The organism is Solilutibacter silvestris (assembly GCF_050574925.1).
In the GTDB taxonomy this organism is placed as follows: domain Bacteria; phylum Pseudomonadota; class Gammaproteobacteria; order Xanthomonadales; family Xanthomonadaceae; genus Solilutibacter; species Solilutibacter silvestris_A.
In genome coordinates, this window is the sequence record NZ_JBCMOO010000002.1 from 454,219 (window position 1) to 470,206 (window position 15,988).

Below are 15,988 nucleotides of genomic sequence, written 5' to 3' on the forward strand. Positions count from 1 at the left end.
GCAACTTGCCAGCCCCCTCCCCCATCACCGGGGTTTCACGGCAGCCGGGGATGATCGGCGCCGCAAGGCCCAAGGAGCCAAAAGGCCGCCGCCCCCGGGCAGCATGAGGAAGCACAGGCCACGCGTCCCAATCCATTACAGGAAAGTCCAATCATGTTCGACACCATCCTGCAAGACGTTGCGACCCGCTACGGCATCAGCTTGGAGAAGGCCAAGCAGTTGCTGGGCATGCTGGTTGCGGTCATTTTCAACGAGAAGCGCGGCGGTCCGGCCGGCTTCGTCGACCTGTTCCGCAGCCAGGGCCTGGGCGACCTGATCGCCTCCTGGATAGGCCACGGTCCCAACCAGCCGATCAGCCCGGCCCAGCTGCAATCGGTCCTGGGCAACGATCTGATCGGCCATATCGCCCAGCGCGCGGGCGTCGACGGCAGCACCGCCAGCGCGGCCATGAGTTCGATGCTCCCCGACGTCTTCAACACCCTGACCGAAGACGGCCAGATCCCCGTCGGCAGCACCATCCCGGAACGCCTGCACGGCTATCTGGGCGGAATCGGCGACTTCATGCACAGCATTGGCGCGGGCGTGATCGGCGCGGGTGCCGCCGCCGTGGGCGCGGCGGGTGCCGTCGGCCACAAGGCTGCGGATGCCGTCGGCAACCTCGGCAATCGTGCCGCCGCGGCGACAACCGGCGGCAATGGCAGTTCGGGCGGCAGCAAATGGTGGCCCTGGCTTCTGCTCGCCGCACTGGTCGCACTCGGCCTGTTCCTGCTCAGCCGTTGCAACAAGAACCCGGAACCCGCTGCAACGACCACGCCCGCGGCCACGACCGCTGAGCCCGCCAAGCCAGCCGAAGCCGCCAGCACCCTGCCTCGCCTGCAGATCGACAACCAGGGCGGCACGGTGAACGTGAATGGCCAGCTGGCCGACGCCGACAAGACTCGCCTGACGACTGCCCTGACCCAGACCTTCGGCGCCGATGCGGTGAAGGGCGACATCAACGTCGATGCCTCGACCGCACCGGCCGGCTGGCTCGACAAGCTGATCGCCCTGCTGCCCGACCTCAAGGCCAAGGGCGTCAAGTTCGCGATCGATGGCGACAAGGTGAAGATCGACCTGTCCGGTGTCCCCGAAGGGGATCGCGCCGCACTGTCCGACAAGATCCGCGACACCTTCGGCGCTTTCGAGATCAGCGGTCTGTACGACAAGGGCGCCGAGGCGCTGTCGAAGCTCAAGGACGGATTCAGCGCCGATGACCTGGTGAAGGCGCTCAGCCTGATGGGCATCCGCTTCGAGACCGGCAAGGCCACCATCACCAAGGACAACATGGAGATCCTGACCAAGGCCGCGGACACCATCAAGCGTGCGCCGGCGGACACCAAGATCGAAGTGGACGGCCACACCGACAACACCGGCAACGCGGCGGCGAACATGAAGCTGTCGCAGGAACGCGCCGACGCCGTGGTCGCCAAGCTGAAGGAGCTCGGCGTCACCGACGGCACCCTCAGTGCCAAGGGCTTTGGCCAGGACAAGCCGGTCGCCGACAACGGCAGCGAGGCCGGGCGCGCGAAGAACCGCCGCATCGAGTTCGTCGTGGCCAAGTAAGGCACACCGCAAGTGGTACGGACGGGGCGCTTCAGCGCCCCGTTTTCATTGGGCATGCCGTCCCCGGCGTCGCACCTGGCGAGACTTGTACCGGGCACGATTGCCCCCATCTGCAATGCAGGGCTACGCTAGGCGATTGCCCTCTCCTCCTCCCACTGGAAAGCCGATGGCGATTGACACCATCCGCGTGCGCGGCGCGCGGACCCACAATCTCAAGAACATCGACATCGACCTGCCGCGCGACAAGCTGATCGTGATCACCGGCCTGTCGGGATCGGGCAAGTCCTCGCTGGCGTTCGACACCATCTACGCCGAGGGCCAGCGTCGCTACGTCGAGTCGCTGTCGGCCTATGCGCGGCAATTCCTGTCGATGATGGAAAAGCCCGACGTCGACCACATCGAAGGCCTGTCGCCGGCGATCTCGATCGAACAGAAATCGACCAGCCACAACCCGCGCTCGACCGTCGGCACCATCACCGAGATCTACGACTACTTGCGCCTGCTCTACGCACGCGTCGGCACCCCGCGCTGCCCCGATCACCACTTCCCGCTGGAAGCACAGACCGTCAGCCAGATGGTCGACACCGTGCTGGCGATGGACAAGGATCCGAAGCTCGCCGAGCAACGCTGGATGCTGCTGGCGCCCGTGGTGCGCGAACGCAAGGGCGAACACGCTCAGGTGTTCGAGCAATTGAAGGCGCAGGGTTACGTGCGCGTGCGCGTCGACGGTGCGATCTACGAGATCGACGCGCTGCCGACGCTGGCGCTGCGCCAGAAGCACACCATCGAAGCGGTGATCGACCGTTTCAAGGTGCGCGAGGACATCCGCCAGCGCCTCGCCGAATCGTTCGAAACCGCGCTCAAGCTCGGCGAAGGCATGGCGATCGTGCAGAGCATGGACCACGCCAACGCCGATCCCCTGCTGTTCTCGTCGAAATACTCCTGCCCGGTCTGCGACTACGCGCTGCCGGAACTGGAACCGCGCCTGTTCTCGTTCAACTCGCCGGTCGGCGCCTGCCCGGAATGCGACGGCCTCGGCGTCACCCAGTTCTTCGATCCCGACCGCGTGATCGGCAATCCGTCGCTGTCTCTCGCCGCCGGCGCGGTGCGCGGCTGGGATCGCCGCAACGCCTACTACTTCTCGATGGTGCAGTCGCTGGCGAAGCATTACGGCTTCTCGGTCGACACCCTATGGGAAGAATTGCCGAAGCGCGCGCGCGATGTCGTGCTCAATGGCAGCGGCGATGAAGCGATCACGTTTTATTACGTCGGACCGCACGGCCGCAAGCAGCGCAAGCACGAATTCGAAGGCATCCTGCCCAACCTCGAGCGTCGCTACAAGGAAACCGATTCCCCCGCGGTGCGCGAGGAGTTGGCGAAGTACATCAGCGAACGCGCCTGCCCGGTCTGCGAGGGTTCGCGCCTGAATCGTTCCGCGCGCAACGTGTTCGTGGCCGAACATCCGATGCACGACATCGTCCACCTTCCGGTCGGCGACGCGATGCATTTTTTCCAGAAACTGGAGCTGCCGGGCTGGCGTGGCGAGATCGCCAGCAAGATCGTCAAGGAAATCGGTGAGCGCCTGCGCTTCCTGGTCGACGTCGGCCTCGACTACCTGACGCTGGAACGCAAGGCCGACACGCTCTCGGGCGGCGAAGCGCAGCGCATCCGCCTGGCCTCGCAGATCGGCGCCGGACTGGTCGGCGTGATGTACGTGCTCGACGAACCCTCGATCGGCCTGCACCAGCGCGACAACGAGCGCCTGCTCGGCACGCTGACGCGATTGCGCGACCTCGGCAACACGGTGATCGTGGTCGAACACGACGAGGACGCGATCCGCCTCGCCGACCATGTCGTCGACATCGGACCCGGCGCCGGCGTGCACGGCGGCGAAGTCGTCGGCCAGGGCAAGGTCGAGGACGTGCTGAAGTCGCCGCGTTCGATCACCGGCGATTACCTCAGCGGCCGCCGCGCGATCGAGGTACCGAAGAAGCGCCACGAACCCAACCGCAAGATGCTGTTGAAACTGCGTGGCGCCAGCGGCAACAACCTCAAGAACGTCGACCTGGAAATCCCGTCGGGGTTGCTGACCTGCATCACCGGCGTCTCGGGTTCCGGCAAGTCCACCCTGATCAACGACACGCTGTACGCACTGGCGGCGAACGAGATCAACGGCGCTTCGCACAAGCCGGCGCCGTTCAAGGACATCAAGGGCCTCGATCTGTTCGACAAGGTGGTCGACATCGACCAGTCGCCGATCGGGCGCACGCCACGCAGCAATCCCGCGACCTATACCGGCCTGTTCACGCCGTTGCGCGAACTCTATGCGCAGGTGCCGGAAGCGCGTGCGCGCGGCTACGCGCCGGGACGTTTCAGCTTCAACGTGCGCGGTGGCCGCTGCGAAGCCTGCCAGGGCGACGGCCTGATCAAGGTCGAGATGCACTTCCTGCCCGACGTCTACGTGCCCTGCGACGTCTGCCACGGCAAGCGCTACAACCGCGAGACGCTGGAGATCCTCTACAAGGGCCACAACATCCACAACGTGCTGGAGATGACGGTCGAGGACGCGCTCAAGCTGTTCGAGAACGTGCCGGTGATCGCGCGCAAGCTCGAGACGCTGGTGGACGTCGGGCTGTCGTACATCAAGCTTGGCCAGTCGGCGACGACGCTGTCGGGTGGCGAGGCGCAGCGCGTCAAGCTGTCGAAGGAACTGTCGCGACGCGACACCGGCCGCACCCTCTACATCCTCGACGAACCGACGACCGGCCTCCACTTCCACGACATCGAAGCATTGCTCGCGGTGCTGCACCGCCTGCGCGACGAAGGCAATACCGTGGTGGTGATCGAGCACAACCTCGACGTCATCAAGACCGCGGACTGGATCATCGATCTCGGCCCGGAGGGTGGTGGCAAGGGTGGCCAGATCATCGGGCAAGGCACGCCGGAAGAACTCGCCAAGCTCAAGGAATCGCACACCGGGCGCTTCCTCGCCCCGTTGCTGAAAAAGAAGAAGGCCTGACATGACCGCCAAGACATTCACCACTTCGCTCGACGTGCGCTGGCGCGACCTCGACGCCTTCAACCACGTCAACAACGGCACCTACCTCAGCTACCTCGAGGAGGCGCGCATCCGCTGGTTCGCCCAGGTCGGCGAACCGTGGGTCACGGAAGAGTTCGCGCCGGTGATCGCCTCGTCGACACTCAATTACCGCGAGCCGGTGAACTATCCGGCAATGCTGGAAGTCGAGCTCTTCAGCGAAAGGATCGGCAGCACCAGCGTGGTGGTCGGCCATCGCATCAAGGGCGCGGATGGGCGCATCCATTGCGACGGCAATGTCGCAGTGGTCTGGATCGACCTCAAGACCGGACGCCCACGCCCGCTGCCGGAAGGCGTGCGGCGCGCGTCGGAGTTGCTGGCGGGCTGATCGGCCCGCCAGGGTTGGCCTACTTCTTCGCGGGAACGCCCATTTCCTGCAGCAGCTGCGGCGCCGGATCGACCACCGTCATCACCCAGCGCATGTAGCGCTGGTCCATCGAGATCATCCGCGTCATCACCGGATCGAACACCCAGTTCGATGCCACCGACTCCCAGTTGCCATCGAAGGCGAGGCCGACCAGCTTCCCGCGCGCATCCAGCACCGGCGATCCGGAATTGCCGCCGGTGATGTCGAGATCGGACAGGAAATCGACCGGTACGCTGCCGAGCTTGGCGTCTTCCAGGCCCGCGTAACGCTTGGCCTTGATCGCGTCGAGCGCGGCCTTCGGCGTATCGAACGGCTCCTTGCCGGTCGTCTTGGCGATGACCTCCTCGACCACGGTGAACGGCGCCTGCTTGCTGCCATCGAGCTTGGTATAGCCGGTCACGTTGCCGAAGGTGATGCGCAACGAAGAGTTGGCATCCGGATACACCGCCTTGCCATGCGCCTTGCGGTAATCGGCCAGCGCCTTGAGATAGACCGGTCGCGCGACCAGCAACTCGCCGGCACGCGCCTTGCGCGCTTCTTCCAGCTTCAGCAGCGTCGGCGTCACCGCGACCGCATAACGAATCGCCGGGTCGTCACTGGCCTCGAACGCGGCACGATCGGCATTCAGCCACTTCATGCGTTCGGCATCCTTGCCCAACGCGCTCTTGTGCATGCGCGCCACGGCGTCGGCCACCGACTTGGCATCGCCGCCGCCAATCCATTTGTCCAGTTCGGCGACATGCTGGTCCGCCGGCAAGGCCACGTAGCGATTCAACCAGTAGGCCTGCAGCTGGCTGTCCATGCCGCTGTCGTAGCGCTTGTCCATCTGCTTGAGCACGGCTTCGATGCCGGCGACGTCGCGCTGCTGGTAGCCGGAGTCGCGCTGCGCATCCGGCTTGGCGCGTTCGATCGCCAGTCGATACAGCTGCACGGCCGTGCCGCCCAGGGTTCCACCCACCTGCGGAATGGCCAGGTCGCGCTCGCGCGTCTTCGCCGACTGCACATTGAGCGTCCCGATGGTGTTGTAGGCCGCCAGCGCCGGCTCGCCCGCCTTGCGTTGCTTCTTCAGCCACGCCAGCACGGCGGATTCTTCCGCCTGCTTGGCCGCGAGCGCATTGGTGCGACGGAATCCTTCCAGCTGTCCGTCGAAATTCTTCAGCGTGTTTTCCCAGCCGCGCACGGTGCTGGCGTACTTCACGGCGACATCGGGATTCTTCGTGCCCGTCGCCTGCACCATCGCCACCAGTTCCTTGTAGGTCCTGCTGATGGTCGGATACAGCCAATCCTGCGTGCTGCGGAATTCATCGACCAGCGCATAACGACTGGTCGATCCCGGATAGCCCGCGACCATCACGAAATCGCCGGCCTGCAGCGGCTGGTCGGCGATTTTCAGCCAGTGTTTGGGCTGGTAAGGCACGTTGTCCTTGTTGTAGGCGGCCGGCTTGCCGTCCTTGCCGACATAGGCGCGCAGGAAGGAGAAATCGCCGGCGTGGCGCGGCCACATCCAGTTGTCGACTTCCCCGCCGAAATTGCCGATCGACGATGGCGGCGCATAGACCAGGCGCACGTCCTTGATTTCCAGGTACTTGAACAGGCGATAGGTATTGCCGCCGAAGAAACTGTAGAGACGGCAGCGATAGCCGCCGCCGGTCTCGCAGGCGGACAACAACCGCTTCTCCAGCGTTTCGACTGCGCGCGTGCGATCGATCGGCGCGGCCGCGGAGGCGATGGCGGATTGCACCTGCGCAGTGACGTCATCGATCCGTTCCAGCGCGAAAATGCGCGCCGAAGGCCCTGCGGTGACTTCATCGGCCATCTTCCCGGCGTTGAAGCCGGTCGCCATCAGGTTCTTCCTTGCGGTGGAATTGAGCTGGATCGCGCCGTAGGCGCAGTGGTGATTGGTCGCGACCAGTCCCTGCGGCGACACGAAGCTCGCCGTGCAATTCCCCAGCGACACCACCGCGCCCAGCGGATCGCCGGTGAGATCGGCCAACTGGGCGGGATCGAGCTTCAGCCCCGCGGCCTTCAGCGGCTTGGCGATCTCCGGCAACTGCTGCGGCGTCCACATGCCCTCGCCCGCCTGCGCGACGGGAATGCCGGCGGTCACTGCCGCAATGGTGGCCAAGAGCATCCTGCGCATCGCGTATCTCCACAATCGAAACGAAACCCCATTAGACCATTTCGAACCTGAGCGGAATCCGGCGGTAAAATGGCGCTTCTTCCGCAACGCAGCAACGCCATGACGCAAGCGACCATGAAAGCCCTGGTGAAACGCAATGCCAGCAAAGGCATCTGGATGGAGGATGTGCCGGTGCCGACGCCGGGCCCCAACGAGGTGCTGATCAAGGTCGAGAAGACGGCGATTTGCGGGACCGACCTGCACATCTACCTGTGGGACGACTGGAGCCAGCGCACCATCAAGCCGGGCCTGGTGATCGGCCACGAATTCGTCGGTCGCATCGTCGAGATCGGCCCCGGCGTGCAGGGTTACAGCATCGGCCAGCGCGTCAGCGCCGAAGGCCATATCGTCTGCGGCCATTGCCGCAATTGCCGCGCCGGCCGCCAGCACCTGTGCCCGAACACCGTCGGCATCGGCGTCAACCGCAATGGCGCCTTCGCCGAATACATCGTGATGCCGGCCACCAACCTGTGGCCGATCCCCGACCAGATCCCGAGCGAACTGGCCGCGTTCTTCGATCCCTACGGCAACGCCGCGCATTGCGCGCTGGAGTTCGACGTCGTCGGCGAGGACGTGCTGATCACCGGCGCCGGCCCGATCGGCGTCATCGCCGCAGGCATCTGCAAGCACATCGGCGCGCGCAATGTGGTTGTCACCGACGTCAACGACTTCCGCCTCAAGCTCGCCGCCGACATGGGTGCGACCCGCGTCGTCAACGTCATCAACACGCCACTGAAATCGGTGATGGCCGACCTCCACATGGAAGGCTTCGACGTCGGCCTGGAAATGAGCGGCAATCCGCGCGCGTTCTCCGACATGCTCGATTGCATGTACCACGGTGGCCGCATCGCGATGCTCGGCATCATGCCCAACGGCACCGGCGTCGACTGGGACAAGATCATCTTCAAGGGCCTGACCCTGCACGGCATCTACGGCCGCAAGATGTACGAGACCTGGTACAAGATGACGCAGCTCGTGCTCGGCGGTTTCCCGCTCGGCAAGGTGCTGACCCATCAACTGCCGATCGACGAATTCCAGAAGGGTTTCGACCTGATGGAGTCCGGCAAGTCCGGAAAAGTCGTACTGAGCTGGATGAGCTGACGCGCTTGTCCGATGCCCTATCGGCATCGGACGCGGCAGCGAATGCCCGGCCATGGATGGACGGGCGGGATGATCCGAAGCGAAACAATCGCGCCATGGACGGCAGCATTGAACTTCTACAGGATTGAACATGTCCCTGACCGAACGCTACGCCCACACCCTCGATGAAATCCGCGACGCCGGACTGTTCAAGAGCGAACGCATCATCGCCAGCCCGCAGTCCGCGGAAATCACGCTGGAAGACGGCCGCACGGTGCTGAACTTCTGCGCCAACAACTATCTCGGCCTCGCCGACCATCCCGACATCATTGCTTCCGCCAAGCAGGCGCTCGATACGCACGGTTTCGGCATGGCCTCGGTGCGTTTCATCTGCGGCACCCAGGACCTGCACAAACAGCTCGAAAAGACGATCTCCGACTTCTTCGGCACCGAGGACACCATCCTCTACGCCGCCTGCTTCGATGCCAACGGCGGCCTGTTCGAACCGTTGCTGGACGAGAACGACGCGATCATCTCCGACGCGCTCAACCACGCCTCGATCATCGACGGCGTGCGCCTGTGCAAGGCCAAGCGCTATCGCTACGCCAACTGCGACATGGCCGACCTGGAAGCACAGCTCAAGCAGGCCAAGGCCGACGGCGCGCGCACCATCATGATCACGACCGACGGCGTGTTCTCGATGGACGGCTTCATCGCCCCGCTCGACGAGATCACCGCACTGGCGCAGAAATACGGCGCGCTCGTGCACATCGACGAATGCCATGCCACCGGCTTCCTCGGCAAGACCGGTCGCGGTTCCGCCGAAGTGAAAGGCGTGATGGACAAGATCGACATCTTCACCGGCACGCTCGGCAAGGCCATGGGCGGCGCGCTCGGTGGCTTCACCACCGCCAAGAAGGAAGTGATCGAGCTGTTGCGCCAGCGTTCGCGTCCCTACCTGTTCTCCAACTCGCTGCCACCGCACGTTGCCGCCGCCGGCATCAAGGCCTTCGAGATGCTGTCGTCAGCTGGCGAACTGCGCGAACGCCTTGCCGCCAACACCGCGTATTTCCGCGAGCAGATGGGCGCACGCGGCTTCGACATCAAGCCCGGCGTGCATCCAATCTCGCCCGTCATGCTCTACGACGCACCGTTGGCGCAGAAGTTCGCGTCGCGCCTGCTCGAGGAAGGCATCTACGCGATCGGCTTCTTCTTCCCGGTGGTGCCGAAGGGCCAGGCGCGCATCCGCACACAGATGAGCGCCGCGCATACTCGCGAGCATCTCGATCGCGCGATCGACGCGTTCACCCGTATTGGTCGCGAGTTGGGCGTGATCGCGCGGTAAGCACGCGCTGTCTCAGCGGGTAGCCAGTCCGCTGCGCGGGACGCCGTGAATACGTCCATGTAGGCTCGTGCGCCGCATCCATGCGGCGCAACGCCCGCTCACCGGACTGGCTATCCACTGAGCGCGCGTGTTGTTGCTTCTTAGTAAAGAGCGAAAAACCCGCCACCGGCGGCGCCATGCGGTTCGTCCGCGGTGGCCGACCATACGAGGCATGGATGCCGAGTCGAGCCCCCATGGATGGGTTCACGGCGTGTCGGTCACTGCGGATAACCGCTAAAGGCGCTCAGCCGGGCTGATGCTTTATCAGCGCATCAATCTCATCGGCAATCAACTCGCGCCACTGCCCTTTCGGCAGTTCTCCGAGCTGCAACGCACCGATCGCGACGCGGATCAATCGCAGCACGCCGATATCGAGTTCCGTCAGCATCCTGCGAATCTGGCGATTGCGGCCTTCGTCCAGCACGATCTCCAGCCACGCTGTTTTGCCGCCACTGCGCAGCAACGACACCGACTTGGCCGACAGTATCGCGCCATCGGACTCGATTCCCGAAGCCAGCGCGGCCAATTGTTCCGGTGCCGGAACCCGATCAACCTGCACGTGGTACGTCTTGTCAGGACCACGCTCCGGATCGCTGATCGCGCTCGCCCACATCGGGTCCGTGGTGAACAGCAACAAGCCTTCGCTGGCCTTGTCGAGGCGCCCGACCGGCGCGATCCAGCCGAGATCCGCGCCATCGAAGCAACGGTAGACCGTGTCGCGCCCATGCTCGTCGCGTACAGTCGTCACCAGTCCGCGGGGCTTGTTGAGCATGAAACAGCGACGCACGCGCCCGGCTGCATCGGCGCCATCGATTTCGATGCCCGCTTCATCAAGACGCGTGGGACGCTCGGGATCGCGGATGATCCTGCCGAGCACGCGTACGCGCCCTTCGCGAATCCAGCGTTCCGCCTCACTGCGCGAACACAAGCCGCGCTTCGACAGGACGCGCGCCAACCCGTGGCGCGGGCCCGCAGTCACGATCAGGGCTTCTTGGCGGGCGCCGGCTGCGGGTTGCCGGTCGTGTTGTTCGCCGGTGCTTGCGCCTCGCCATTGGGAGCGGTGGCGGCAGGTGCGGCAGGTGCGGCCGGCTGCGGAGCGCCCTTGGCCACACGCAGGCCCTTGGCCTTCATCCACGCCTCGAACTCGGCGGCGGTCATGCCCTTCTGCATGTTGAATCGCCACGGCGTGTTGTCCCATTGCGACTGCGGCTTGTAGGCAGCGGGGTCATTGGGATTGGCCGGAGACGGCGATGGCAGGGTCGATGCGATCTTGCGGCAGGTTTCCACGCGCAGGCGCAACACCACCATGTCGGCGGACATCGCCTGGTCGTAGGCCTGTGCAAGCACGCCGGATGGCGAACCCAATTGCGCGGTGATGATCGGCCGCAATTCGGCGGCAACCGGGGCCAGTGCATCGCTGCCCGACGGCATGGTTTGCGGCACGTCGGTGCAATTCACCTGTTGCGCCGACGCATCCATCGTTGCGAATGCACCACACGCGAAAAGAAATGCTGTCGAGGCATAGCGTGCAAGTGTCATGCAACGAATCTCTGGTGAAGTCATGCCGGAAGTGTACCCGGCCACGCCAGAAAAACGAAACCCGGCCGAAGCCGGGTTTCGCGTGTTGCTTTGGAACAGATCGCTGCGATTAGTGCTGAACGTTCAGCTCGGTGCGGCGGTTCTGCTCGTTCTTGCACTCCGGCTTGGTCTGCGCGGTCTGGACCAGCGGACGGCTCTCGCCGTAACCAACCGGGCCCACCAGGCGACCGGCGTCAACGCCGTGCGAGGTCAGGTAGTCGAACACCACGCGGGCGCGACGCTCCGACAGCGACTGGTTGTAGGCGTCGGCACCGCAGAGGTCGGTGTGACCGGCGACTTCAACGCGGATGGCCGGGTTGGCCTGCAGGACCGAGATGGCCTGATCCAGCGTTTCGGTCGAACCGGCGACCAGACCGGCGTTGGCCAGCTTGCCCTTCCAGTTGCGCTTCGGATAGTCGAAGTTGAAGTTGACACCCTTCAGGTCGATGGCGACCGGCTTCGGGCAACCATCCGGACCGACGATTTCGCCAGCCTTGGTGTCCGGGCACTTGTCGTCGCAATCGTTGACGCCGTCACCATCGCTGTCCTTGTCGGCGCAGGTCGGAGCGGCCGGCGGCGGCGGCGGCGGAGCCACGACCGGAGCAGCCTTGTCCGGGCCCAGGGCGACGGTCAGGCCGACCGAAGCCAGAAGATCCGTGAACTGGCTCTTCTGCGGGTTGGCCAGCGCCTGGTACTTGCTGTCCGGAACGACGGTCGCAGCGCCAGCCTTGTGCGGAGCCTGGGTCTTGTCGAAATCGACGCGGGTGCCGATTTCCGTACGCAGGTTCACGCGGCCGAAGTCGAACTGCAGACCGGCGCCGAGCTCGGCGGCAACGTTGTTGTCCTTGTGGACGGCCGGGCACTTCGACTGCACGGCGATGTTGGTGCCCGGGACCAGACCGGAACCGCAGGCGCCAGCGAACTGCTGCTCATGGCGCTGCAGGCCGAGACCGGCCTTCAGGTACGGCCACCACTTGCTGTCGGCGTGACGGAAGTGGTAACGGGCGGCAACGGTCGCGCCGTACTGAGTCCACCACAGATTCGGATTCATCTTGAGATCCGGATTCTGGTAGTTCAGTTCGAGGTCGGTCGACCAGTTCGGGGTCCAGAACTTACCGAAGCCCAACATGCCAAAGATCGCATCCTGGGTGTCGCGGTTCTTGTCCTGGAAGTTCACACCGGTAGCGGCAGAGACATACCAGCGGTCGTCAAACTGCTGGGCAGACGCGCCCTGCGCAACGCCCAGGCCGCACAGCAACGCGGCACAGAGGAGTTTCTTGTTCATTTGAGCTCCTTGATCATCGAAAATTGAACAACTTGGTTACACGAATACGGTTTGCAGCAAACGATAACGATATGAAACCGTTTGACTTACCGCGACGATTCTGGGAATCGTCCGGTGAAGACGGCGTTAACGCTACCATAACGCTTGGGCCATTGACGAGCATATCTGAACATCGAATTCAGCCGCCAGCCAAGAATGGCCCAGTGTGGGCCGATGCGCAAGACAAAAGTGGTCCCCGTCACATTTATCGATTCGCGTTCCGACGAGCGGCCGACCTGACTGCAATCGGGCTCGCGCCCCGTCGCGTTCCCTAGCACAAATCCTGCCGGGAATCCCCATTCATGATTCAGCCGGGATTGGGGATCCCGCCCCTAAGGTGCCCCGACCTCGCGGCAGCCCCCTGATCGATCAGGAATCTGAATGGCGCCGCAGCCGACTGCAGATGCAGCTGGCACCCGGGCACCTGGTGATCGACGGACACCGCCGCCCTCCCCGAAACGCCATGCCGGAAATCACGAGCCCTCGGCTCATGACCTCCCGGCGCAACGAATAAAGGAGTCGACGATGAAACTGGCATGGTTGTTGTGGATGGCCTCGGTATTGCCGCCGCAGGCATCGGATTCGCTCTGCCTGAGCACGACGCTGTACCTGGAAGCGCGCGACCAGCCCCTGCTGGGCCAGCAGGCCGTGGCGGAAGTCGCGCTGCGGCGCAAGGACACCGGCCTGTGGGGCGACTCCGTGTGCTCGGTGGTGACTGCCCGCAAGCAGTTCGCGCCGACACTGGTCTCCCCCTCCACCGATCTCGACAACACCGAAGCATGGTCGCGCGCGGTCACGGTCGCGCTGGATGCGGAACGCAACTGGGCGCTGCCGCGCGGCAAGCGGCGGGAAGTAGTGCCCGGCGCGACGCATTTTGCCGCACTCGACATCGCGCAGCCCAGCTGGCGCACCGGCTACCAGGTGCGGACGATCGGTGACCACACCTTCTTCGACCTGATGGATACACCGCGCCCGCCATATCGCGATTGACGCCATCGGCGGCGGCGACAGGCGACAATGGGCGGTCCCCCTTCGGAACCACTCCCATGATCAAGCTCTACAGCAAGCCCGGCGCCTGCTCCACCGCCGACCACATCGCACTGAACTGGGCAGGCTTGCCGTACGAGGCGAAGATCCTCACTGCGTCGCAGATGAAGGAACCGGAATTCCTCGCGCTGAATCCGGCCGGATCGGTCCCGGTGCTGGTGGATGGCGATTTCGTGCTGACGCAGAACGCCGCGATCATGGGCTATATCGCGGACAGCGCACCCGCGGCGGGACTCGCCGGCGACGGCTCCAAGCAGCAGCGCGCCGACGCGATGCGTTGGCTGGCCTACGTGAATTCCGACGTGCACCCGGCGTTCAAGCCGATCTTCAATCCGGGCGCCTACTACCCGGATGCAACGCAAGCCGATGCGGTGAAAAATGCCGCGCGCGCAAACGTGCAGAAGGTGTATCAATTCGCGGAAAAGCAGTTGAATGGCCGCGACTGGCTGAGCGGATTCCGCAGCGTCGCCGATCCCTATCTCTACATCACGCTGCGCTGGGCCGTGGCCGTGCATGTCGACATGACTGCGTTCCCCAACCTCCTGGCCTTCATGCGCCGCATGGAAGCCGATGCTGGCGTGGAGCAGGCGCTCGCGGCCGAGCATCTCAAGCCGATGGCACCTGCAGCCTGACCGGTAAAATGCGTCATGGTTGATCCGATCTCCCCCACCCTCGCCACGCGCTTCCGTGGTTTCCTGCCCGTCGTCGTCGACGTCGAAACCGGCGGTTTCGACTGGAATCGCCATGCGTTGCTGGAAATCGCCGCGGTGCCGATCGATCTCGACGAACACGGCAGGATGGTCTGCGGCGACACCATCAGCGCGCATCTGGAACCCGCGCCGGGAACGCAGATCGATCCGAAGTCGCTGGAAGTGACCGGCATCAAGCTCGATCATCCGTTCCGCTTCGCCAAGCCGGAACGCGAGGCGCTGGACCATGTGTTCGCCGGCGTGCGTGCCGCAGTGAAGAAGCACGGCTGCCAGCGCGCGATCCTGGTCGGCCACAACGCCCACTTCGATCTCAACTTCGTCAATGCCGCGGTTGCGCGCGTTGGACACAAGCGCAATCCGTTCCATCCCTTCAGCGTGTTCGACACGGTGACGATGGCCGGACTCGCCTACGGGCAGACGGTGCTCGCACGCGCGGTACACGCCGCCGGCATCGACTGGGATGGCGCCGAAGCGCACTCCGCCGTCTACGACGCCGAAAAGACCGCCGCGCTGTTCTGCACCATCGCCAATGCGTGGCCGATGCTGACGCCGCCGAAACCGGAATTGCCGCCGGAGCAGCCGTCGTTGCTCAACGCTGGCGACGCAACCTGAAGGAACGCGCCAGGCCGTACAGCGCGATCAGCGCCCAGGTGCTTTCCAGCAGGAACACCGAGATGTTGAAGCCGCCGATCAGCGACACCAGGATGGCGAGCGCACCAACCAAATTGATCACCTGGTAGGTCGGGCCATCGCCGCGCAGGCGACCGACCTGCAACAGGAAGAACCCGACGACGATCAGCACGGAGCCGGCGAGTCCGGCGACGTCCCACCAGTGCAGGGTGAACAAGGCGGAAGAATCGTTCATGACACCCTCTGGCGAACAGCTTCGAACAGGGAAATGCCAGCGGCAACCGACACGTTGAGGCTTTCCATCGCACCCGGCATCGGGATGCGCACCAACTGGTCGCAGTGTTCGCGGGTGAGGCGTCGCAAGCCATCGCCTTCCGCGCCCAGCACCAACGCGACATTGCCGCGCAGGTCGATGGAATACAGGGACGTTTCGGTTTCGCCGGCGAGACCATAGATCCACACGCCCTGCTGCTGCAGCGCCTTGAGGCAGCGTGCGAGATTGGTCACGCGCACCACGGGCAGGCGATCGGCGGCACCGGCCGAAGTCTTGCGCACGGTCGCGGTGATCGACGCCGCCTTGTCGCGTGGAATCACCACCGCGTGTGCGCCGGCAGCGGCGGCACTGCGCAGGCAGGCACCGAGATTGTGCGGATCCTGCACTTCATCGAGAACCAGGATCAGGGCGCGCCCATCGGCGGCTTCGACGATCTCTTTCAGGTCGTGCTCGTCGTAGGTCTTCGCGGCGGCATAGCGCGCGATCACGCCCTGGTGGCGCAATCCGCCGGCGACCCCATCGAGCGCCTGCGATGCGACGCGGCGCGGCTCTATGCCGAGTCGGCGTGCCTGCGTTTCGATCTCGGCGATGCGCGGATTCTTCGCGCCGGCCTCGATCAGGATTTCACGAACGTTGGCCGCGTCGTGTTCGATCGCCGAAGCCACGGCATTGATGCCGGCGATCCATTGGGAGTCCTTGGACATGGTACGAGTGCT

At 64.5% G+C, this 15,988-nt stretch carries 13 protein-coding genes and 1 pseudogene; 8 read left to right on the forward strand and 6 right to left on the reverse strand.

Translation table 11 applies throughout. From position 1 onward, the window contains the following. The first annotated feature begins 153 nt into the window (after window positions 1–153). From ABE093_RS02760 to ABE093_RS02770, 3 genes and pseudogenes are all read left to right on the forward strand, one after another. The gene (locus ABE093_RS02760) at window positions 154–1,602 is read left to right on the forward strand and encodes an OmpA family protein (RefSeq protein WP_430759319.1); all 1,449 of its coding nucleotides are present in this window, start codon (window positions 154–156) and stop codon (window positions 1,600–1,602) included. Window positions 1,603–1,768: 166 nt separating this feature from the next. Beyond that, a pseudogene (gene uvrA, locus ABE093_RS02765) lies at window positions 1,769–4,618 on the forward strand (excinuclease ABC subunit UvrA); the annotation flags it as partial. A 4-nt stretch (window positions 4,619–4,622) separates the two neighbouring features. Then, window positions 4,623–5,027, forward strand: coding sequence for an acyl-CoA thioesterase (locus ABE093_RS02770; protein ID WP_430759320.1), 405 nt, complete (start codon window positions 4,623–4,625; stop codon window positions 5,025–5,027). Window positions 5,028–5,046: 19 nt separating this feature from the next. On the opposite strand, the gene ABE093_RS02775 is transcribed toward ABE093_RS02770, so the two are convergent. Next, on the reverse strand, window positions 5,047–7,134 hold the full coding sequence (locus ABE093_RS02775) for a S46 family peptidase (protein ID WP_430760067.1): 2,088 nt from the start codon (window positions 7,132–7,134) through the stop codon (window positions 5,047–5,049). 186 nt (window positions 7,135–7,320) lie between these two features. Here ABE093_RS02775 and tdh point away from each other — a divergent pair, with 186 nt between their 5' ends. Both tdh and kbl read left to right on the forward strand, forming a co-directional pair. Next, window positions 7,321–8,346 (forward strand): L-threonine 3-dehydrogenase, encoded by a 1,026-nt coding sequence (tdh, locus tag ABE093_RS02780; protein ID WP_430760068.1) that lies wholly within the window; start codon window positions 7,321–7,323, stop codon window positions 8,344–8,346. A gap of 130 nt (window positions 8,347–8,476) precedes the next feature. Beyond that, window positions 8,477–9,670, forward strand: coding sequence for a glycine C-acetyltransferase (kbl, locus tag ABE093_RS02785; protein WP_430759321.1), 1,194 nt, complete (start codon window positions 8,477–8,479; stop codon window positions 9,668–9,670). 283 nt (window positions 9,671–9,953) lie between these two features. Here the strand turns inward: kbl and ABE093_RS02790 are convergent, their stop codons facing one another. The 3 genes from ABE093_RS02790 to ABE093_RS02800 form a co-directional block, all read right to left on the reverse strand. Continuing rightward, window positions 9,954–10,694, reverse strand: a complete 741-nt coding sequence (locus ABE093_RS02790; RefSeq protein ID WP_430760069.1) for a pseudouridine synthase — start codon at window positions 10,692–10,694, stop codon at window positions 9,954–9,956. Beyond that, window positions 10,691–11,248, reverse strand: coding sequence for a hypothetical protein (locus tag ABE093_RS02795; RefSeq protein ID WP_430759322.1), 558 nt, complete (start codon window positions 11,246–11,248; stop codon window positions 10,691–10,693). The genes ABE093_RS02790 and ABE093_RS02795 overlap by 4 nt, the downstream gene beginning before the upstream one ends. A gap of 109 nt (window positions 11,249–11,357) precedes the next feature. After that, window positions 11,358–12,572, reverse strand: a complete 1,215-nt coding sequence (locus ABE093_RS02800; RefSeq protein WP_430759323.1) for an OmpA family protein — start codon at window positions 12,570–12,572, stop codon at window positions 11,358–11,360. A 564-nt stretch (window positions 12,573–13,136) separates the two neighbouring features. Here ABE093_RS02800 and ABE093_RS02805 point away from each other — a divergent pair. Genes ABE093_RS02805 through rnt form a run of 3 tightly spaced genes read left to right on the forward strand, consistent with a single transcriptional unit; the run spans window position 13,137 to window position 14,980 of the window. Next, window positions 13,137–13,601, forward strand: a complete 465-nt coding sequence (locus ABE093_RS02805) for a cell wall hydrolase (RefSeq protein ID WP_430759324.1) — start codon at window positions 13,137–13,139, stop codon at window positions 13,599–13,601. A gap of 59 nt (window positions 13,602–13,660) precedes the next feature. Then, a complete protein-coding gene (locus ABE093_RS02810; RefSeq protein ID WP_430760070.1) occupies window positions 13,661–14,290 on the forward strand; it encodes a glutathione S-transferase family protein in 630 nt (209 codons plus the stop codon). 15 nt (window positions 14,291–14,305) lie between these two features. After that, window positions 14,306–14,980, forward strand: a complete 675-nt coding sequence (rnt, locus tag ABE093_RS02815) for a ribonuclease T (RefSeq protein WP_430759325.1) — start codon at window positions 14,306–14,308, stop codon at window positions 14,978–14,980. Here the strand turns inward: rnt and ABE093_RS02820 are convergent. Next, a complete protein-coding gene (locus ABE093_RS02820; protein WP_430759326.1) occupies window positions 14,958–15,233 on the reverse strand; it encodes a CBU_0592 family membrane protein in 276 nt (91 codons plus the stop codon). The two genes, rnt and ABE093_RS02820, sit on opposite strands and share 23 nt — an antisense overlap. After that, window positions 15,230–15,976, reverse strand: coding sequence for a 23S rRNA (guanosine(2251)-2'-O)-methyltransferase RlmB (gene rlmB / locus ABE093_RS02825; RefSeq protein WP_430759327.1), 747 nt, complete (start codon window positions 15,974–15,976; stop codon window positions 15,230–15,232). Before rlmB ends, ABE093_RS02820 begins: the two co-directional genes overlap by 4 nt. Window positions 15,977–15,988: the final 12 nt, after the last annotated feature.

Bases quoted from the DNA above. Each gene is read 5' to 3' on its own strand.
- ABE093_RS02760 (WP_430759319.1), top strand. From the start codon at position 154: ATGTTCGACACCATCCTGCAAGACGTTGCGACCCGCTACGGCATCAGC.
- ABE093_RS02770 (WP_430759320.1), top strand. From the start codon at position 4,623: ATGACCGCCAAGACATTCACCACTTCGCTCGACGTGCGCTGGCGCGAC.
- ABE093_RS02775 (WP_430760067.1), bottom strand. From the start codon at position 7,134: ATGTGGACGCCGCAGCAGTTGCCGGAGATCGCCAAGCCGCTGAAGGCC.
- tdh (WP_430760068.1), top strand. From the start codon at position 7,321: ATGAAAGCCCTGGTGAAACGCAATGCCAGCAAAGGCATCTGGATGGAG.
- kbl (WP_430759321.1), top strand. From the start codon at position 8,477: ATGTCCCTGACCGAACGCTACGCCCACACCCTCGATGAAATCCGCGAC.
- ABE093_RS02795 (WP_430759322.1), bottom strand. From the start codon at position 11,248: ATGACACTTGCACGCTATGCCTCGACAGCATTTCTTTTCGCGTGTGGT.
- ABE093_RS02800 (WP_430759323.1), bottom strand. From the start codon at position 12,572: ATGAACAAGAAACTCCTCTGTGCCGCGTTGCTGTGCGGCCTGGGCGTT.
- ABE093_RS02805 (WP_430759324.1), top strand. From the start codon at position 13,137: ATGAAACTGGCATGGTTGTTGTGGATGGCCTCGGTATTGCCGCCGCAG.
- rnt (WP_430759325.1), top strand. From the start codon at position 14,306: ATGGTTGATCCGATCTCCCCCACCCTCGCCACGCGCTTCCGTGGTTTC.
- ABE093_RS02820 (WP_430759326.1), bottom strand. From the start codon at position 15,233: ATGAACGATTCTTCCGCCTTGTTCACCCTGCACTGGTGGGACGTCGCC.
- rlmB (WP_430759327.1), bottom strand. From the start codon at position 15,976: ATGTCCAAGGACTCCCAATGGATCGCCGGCATCAATGCCGTGGCTTCG.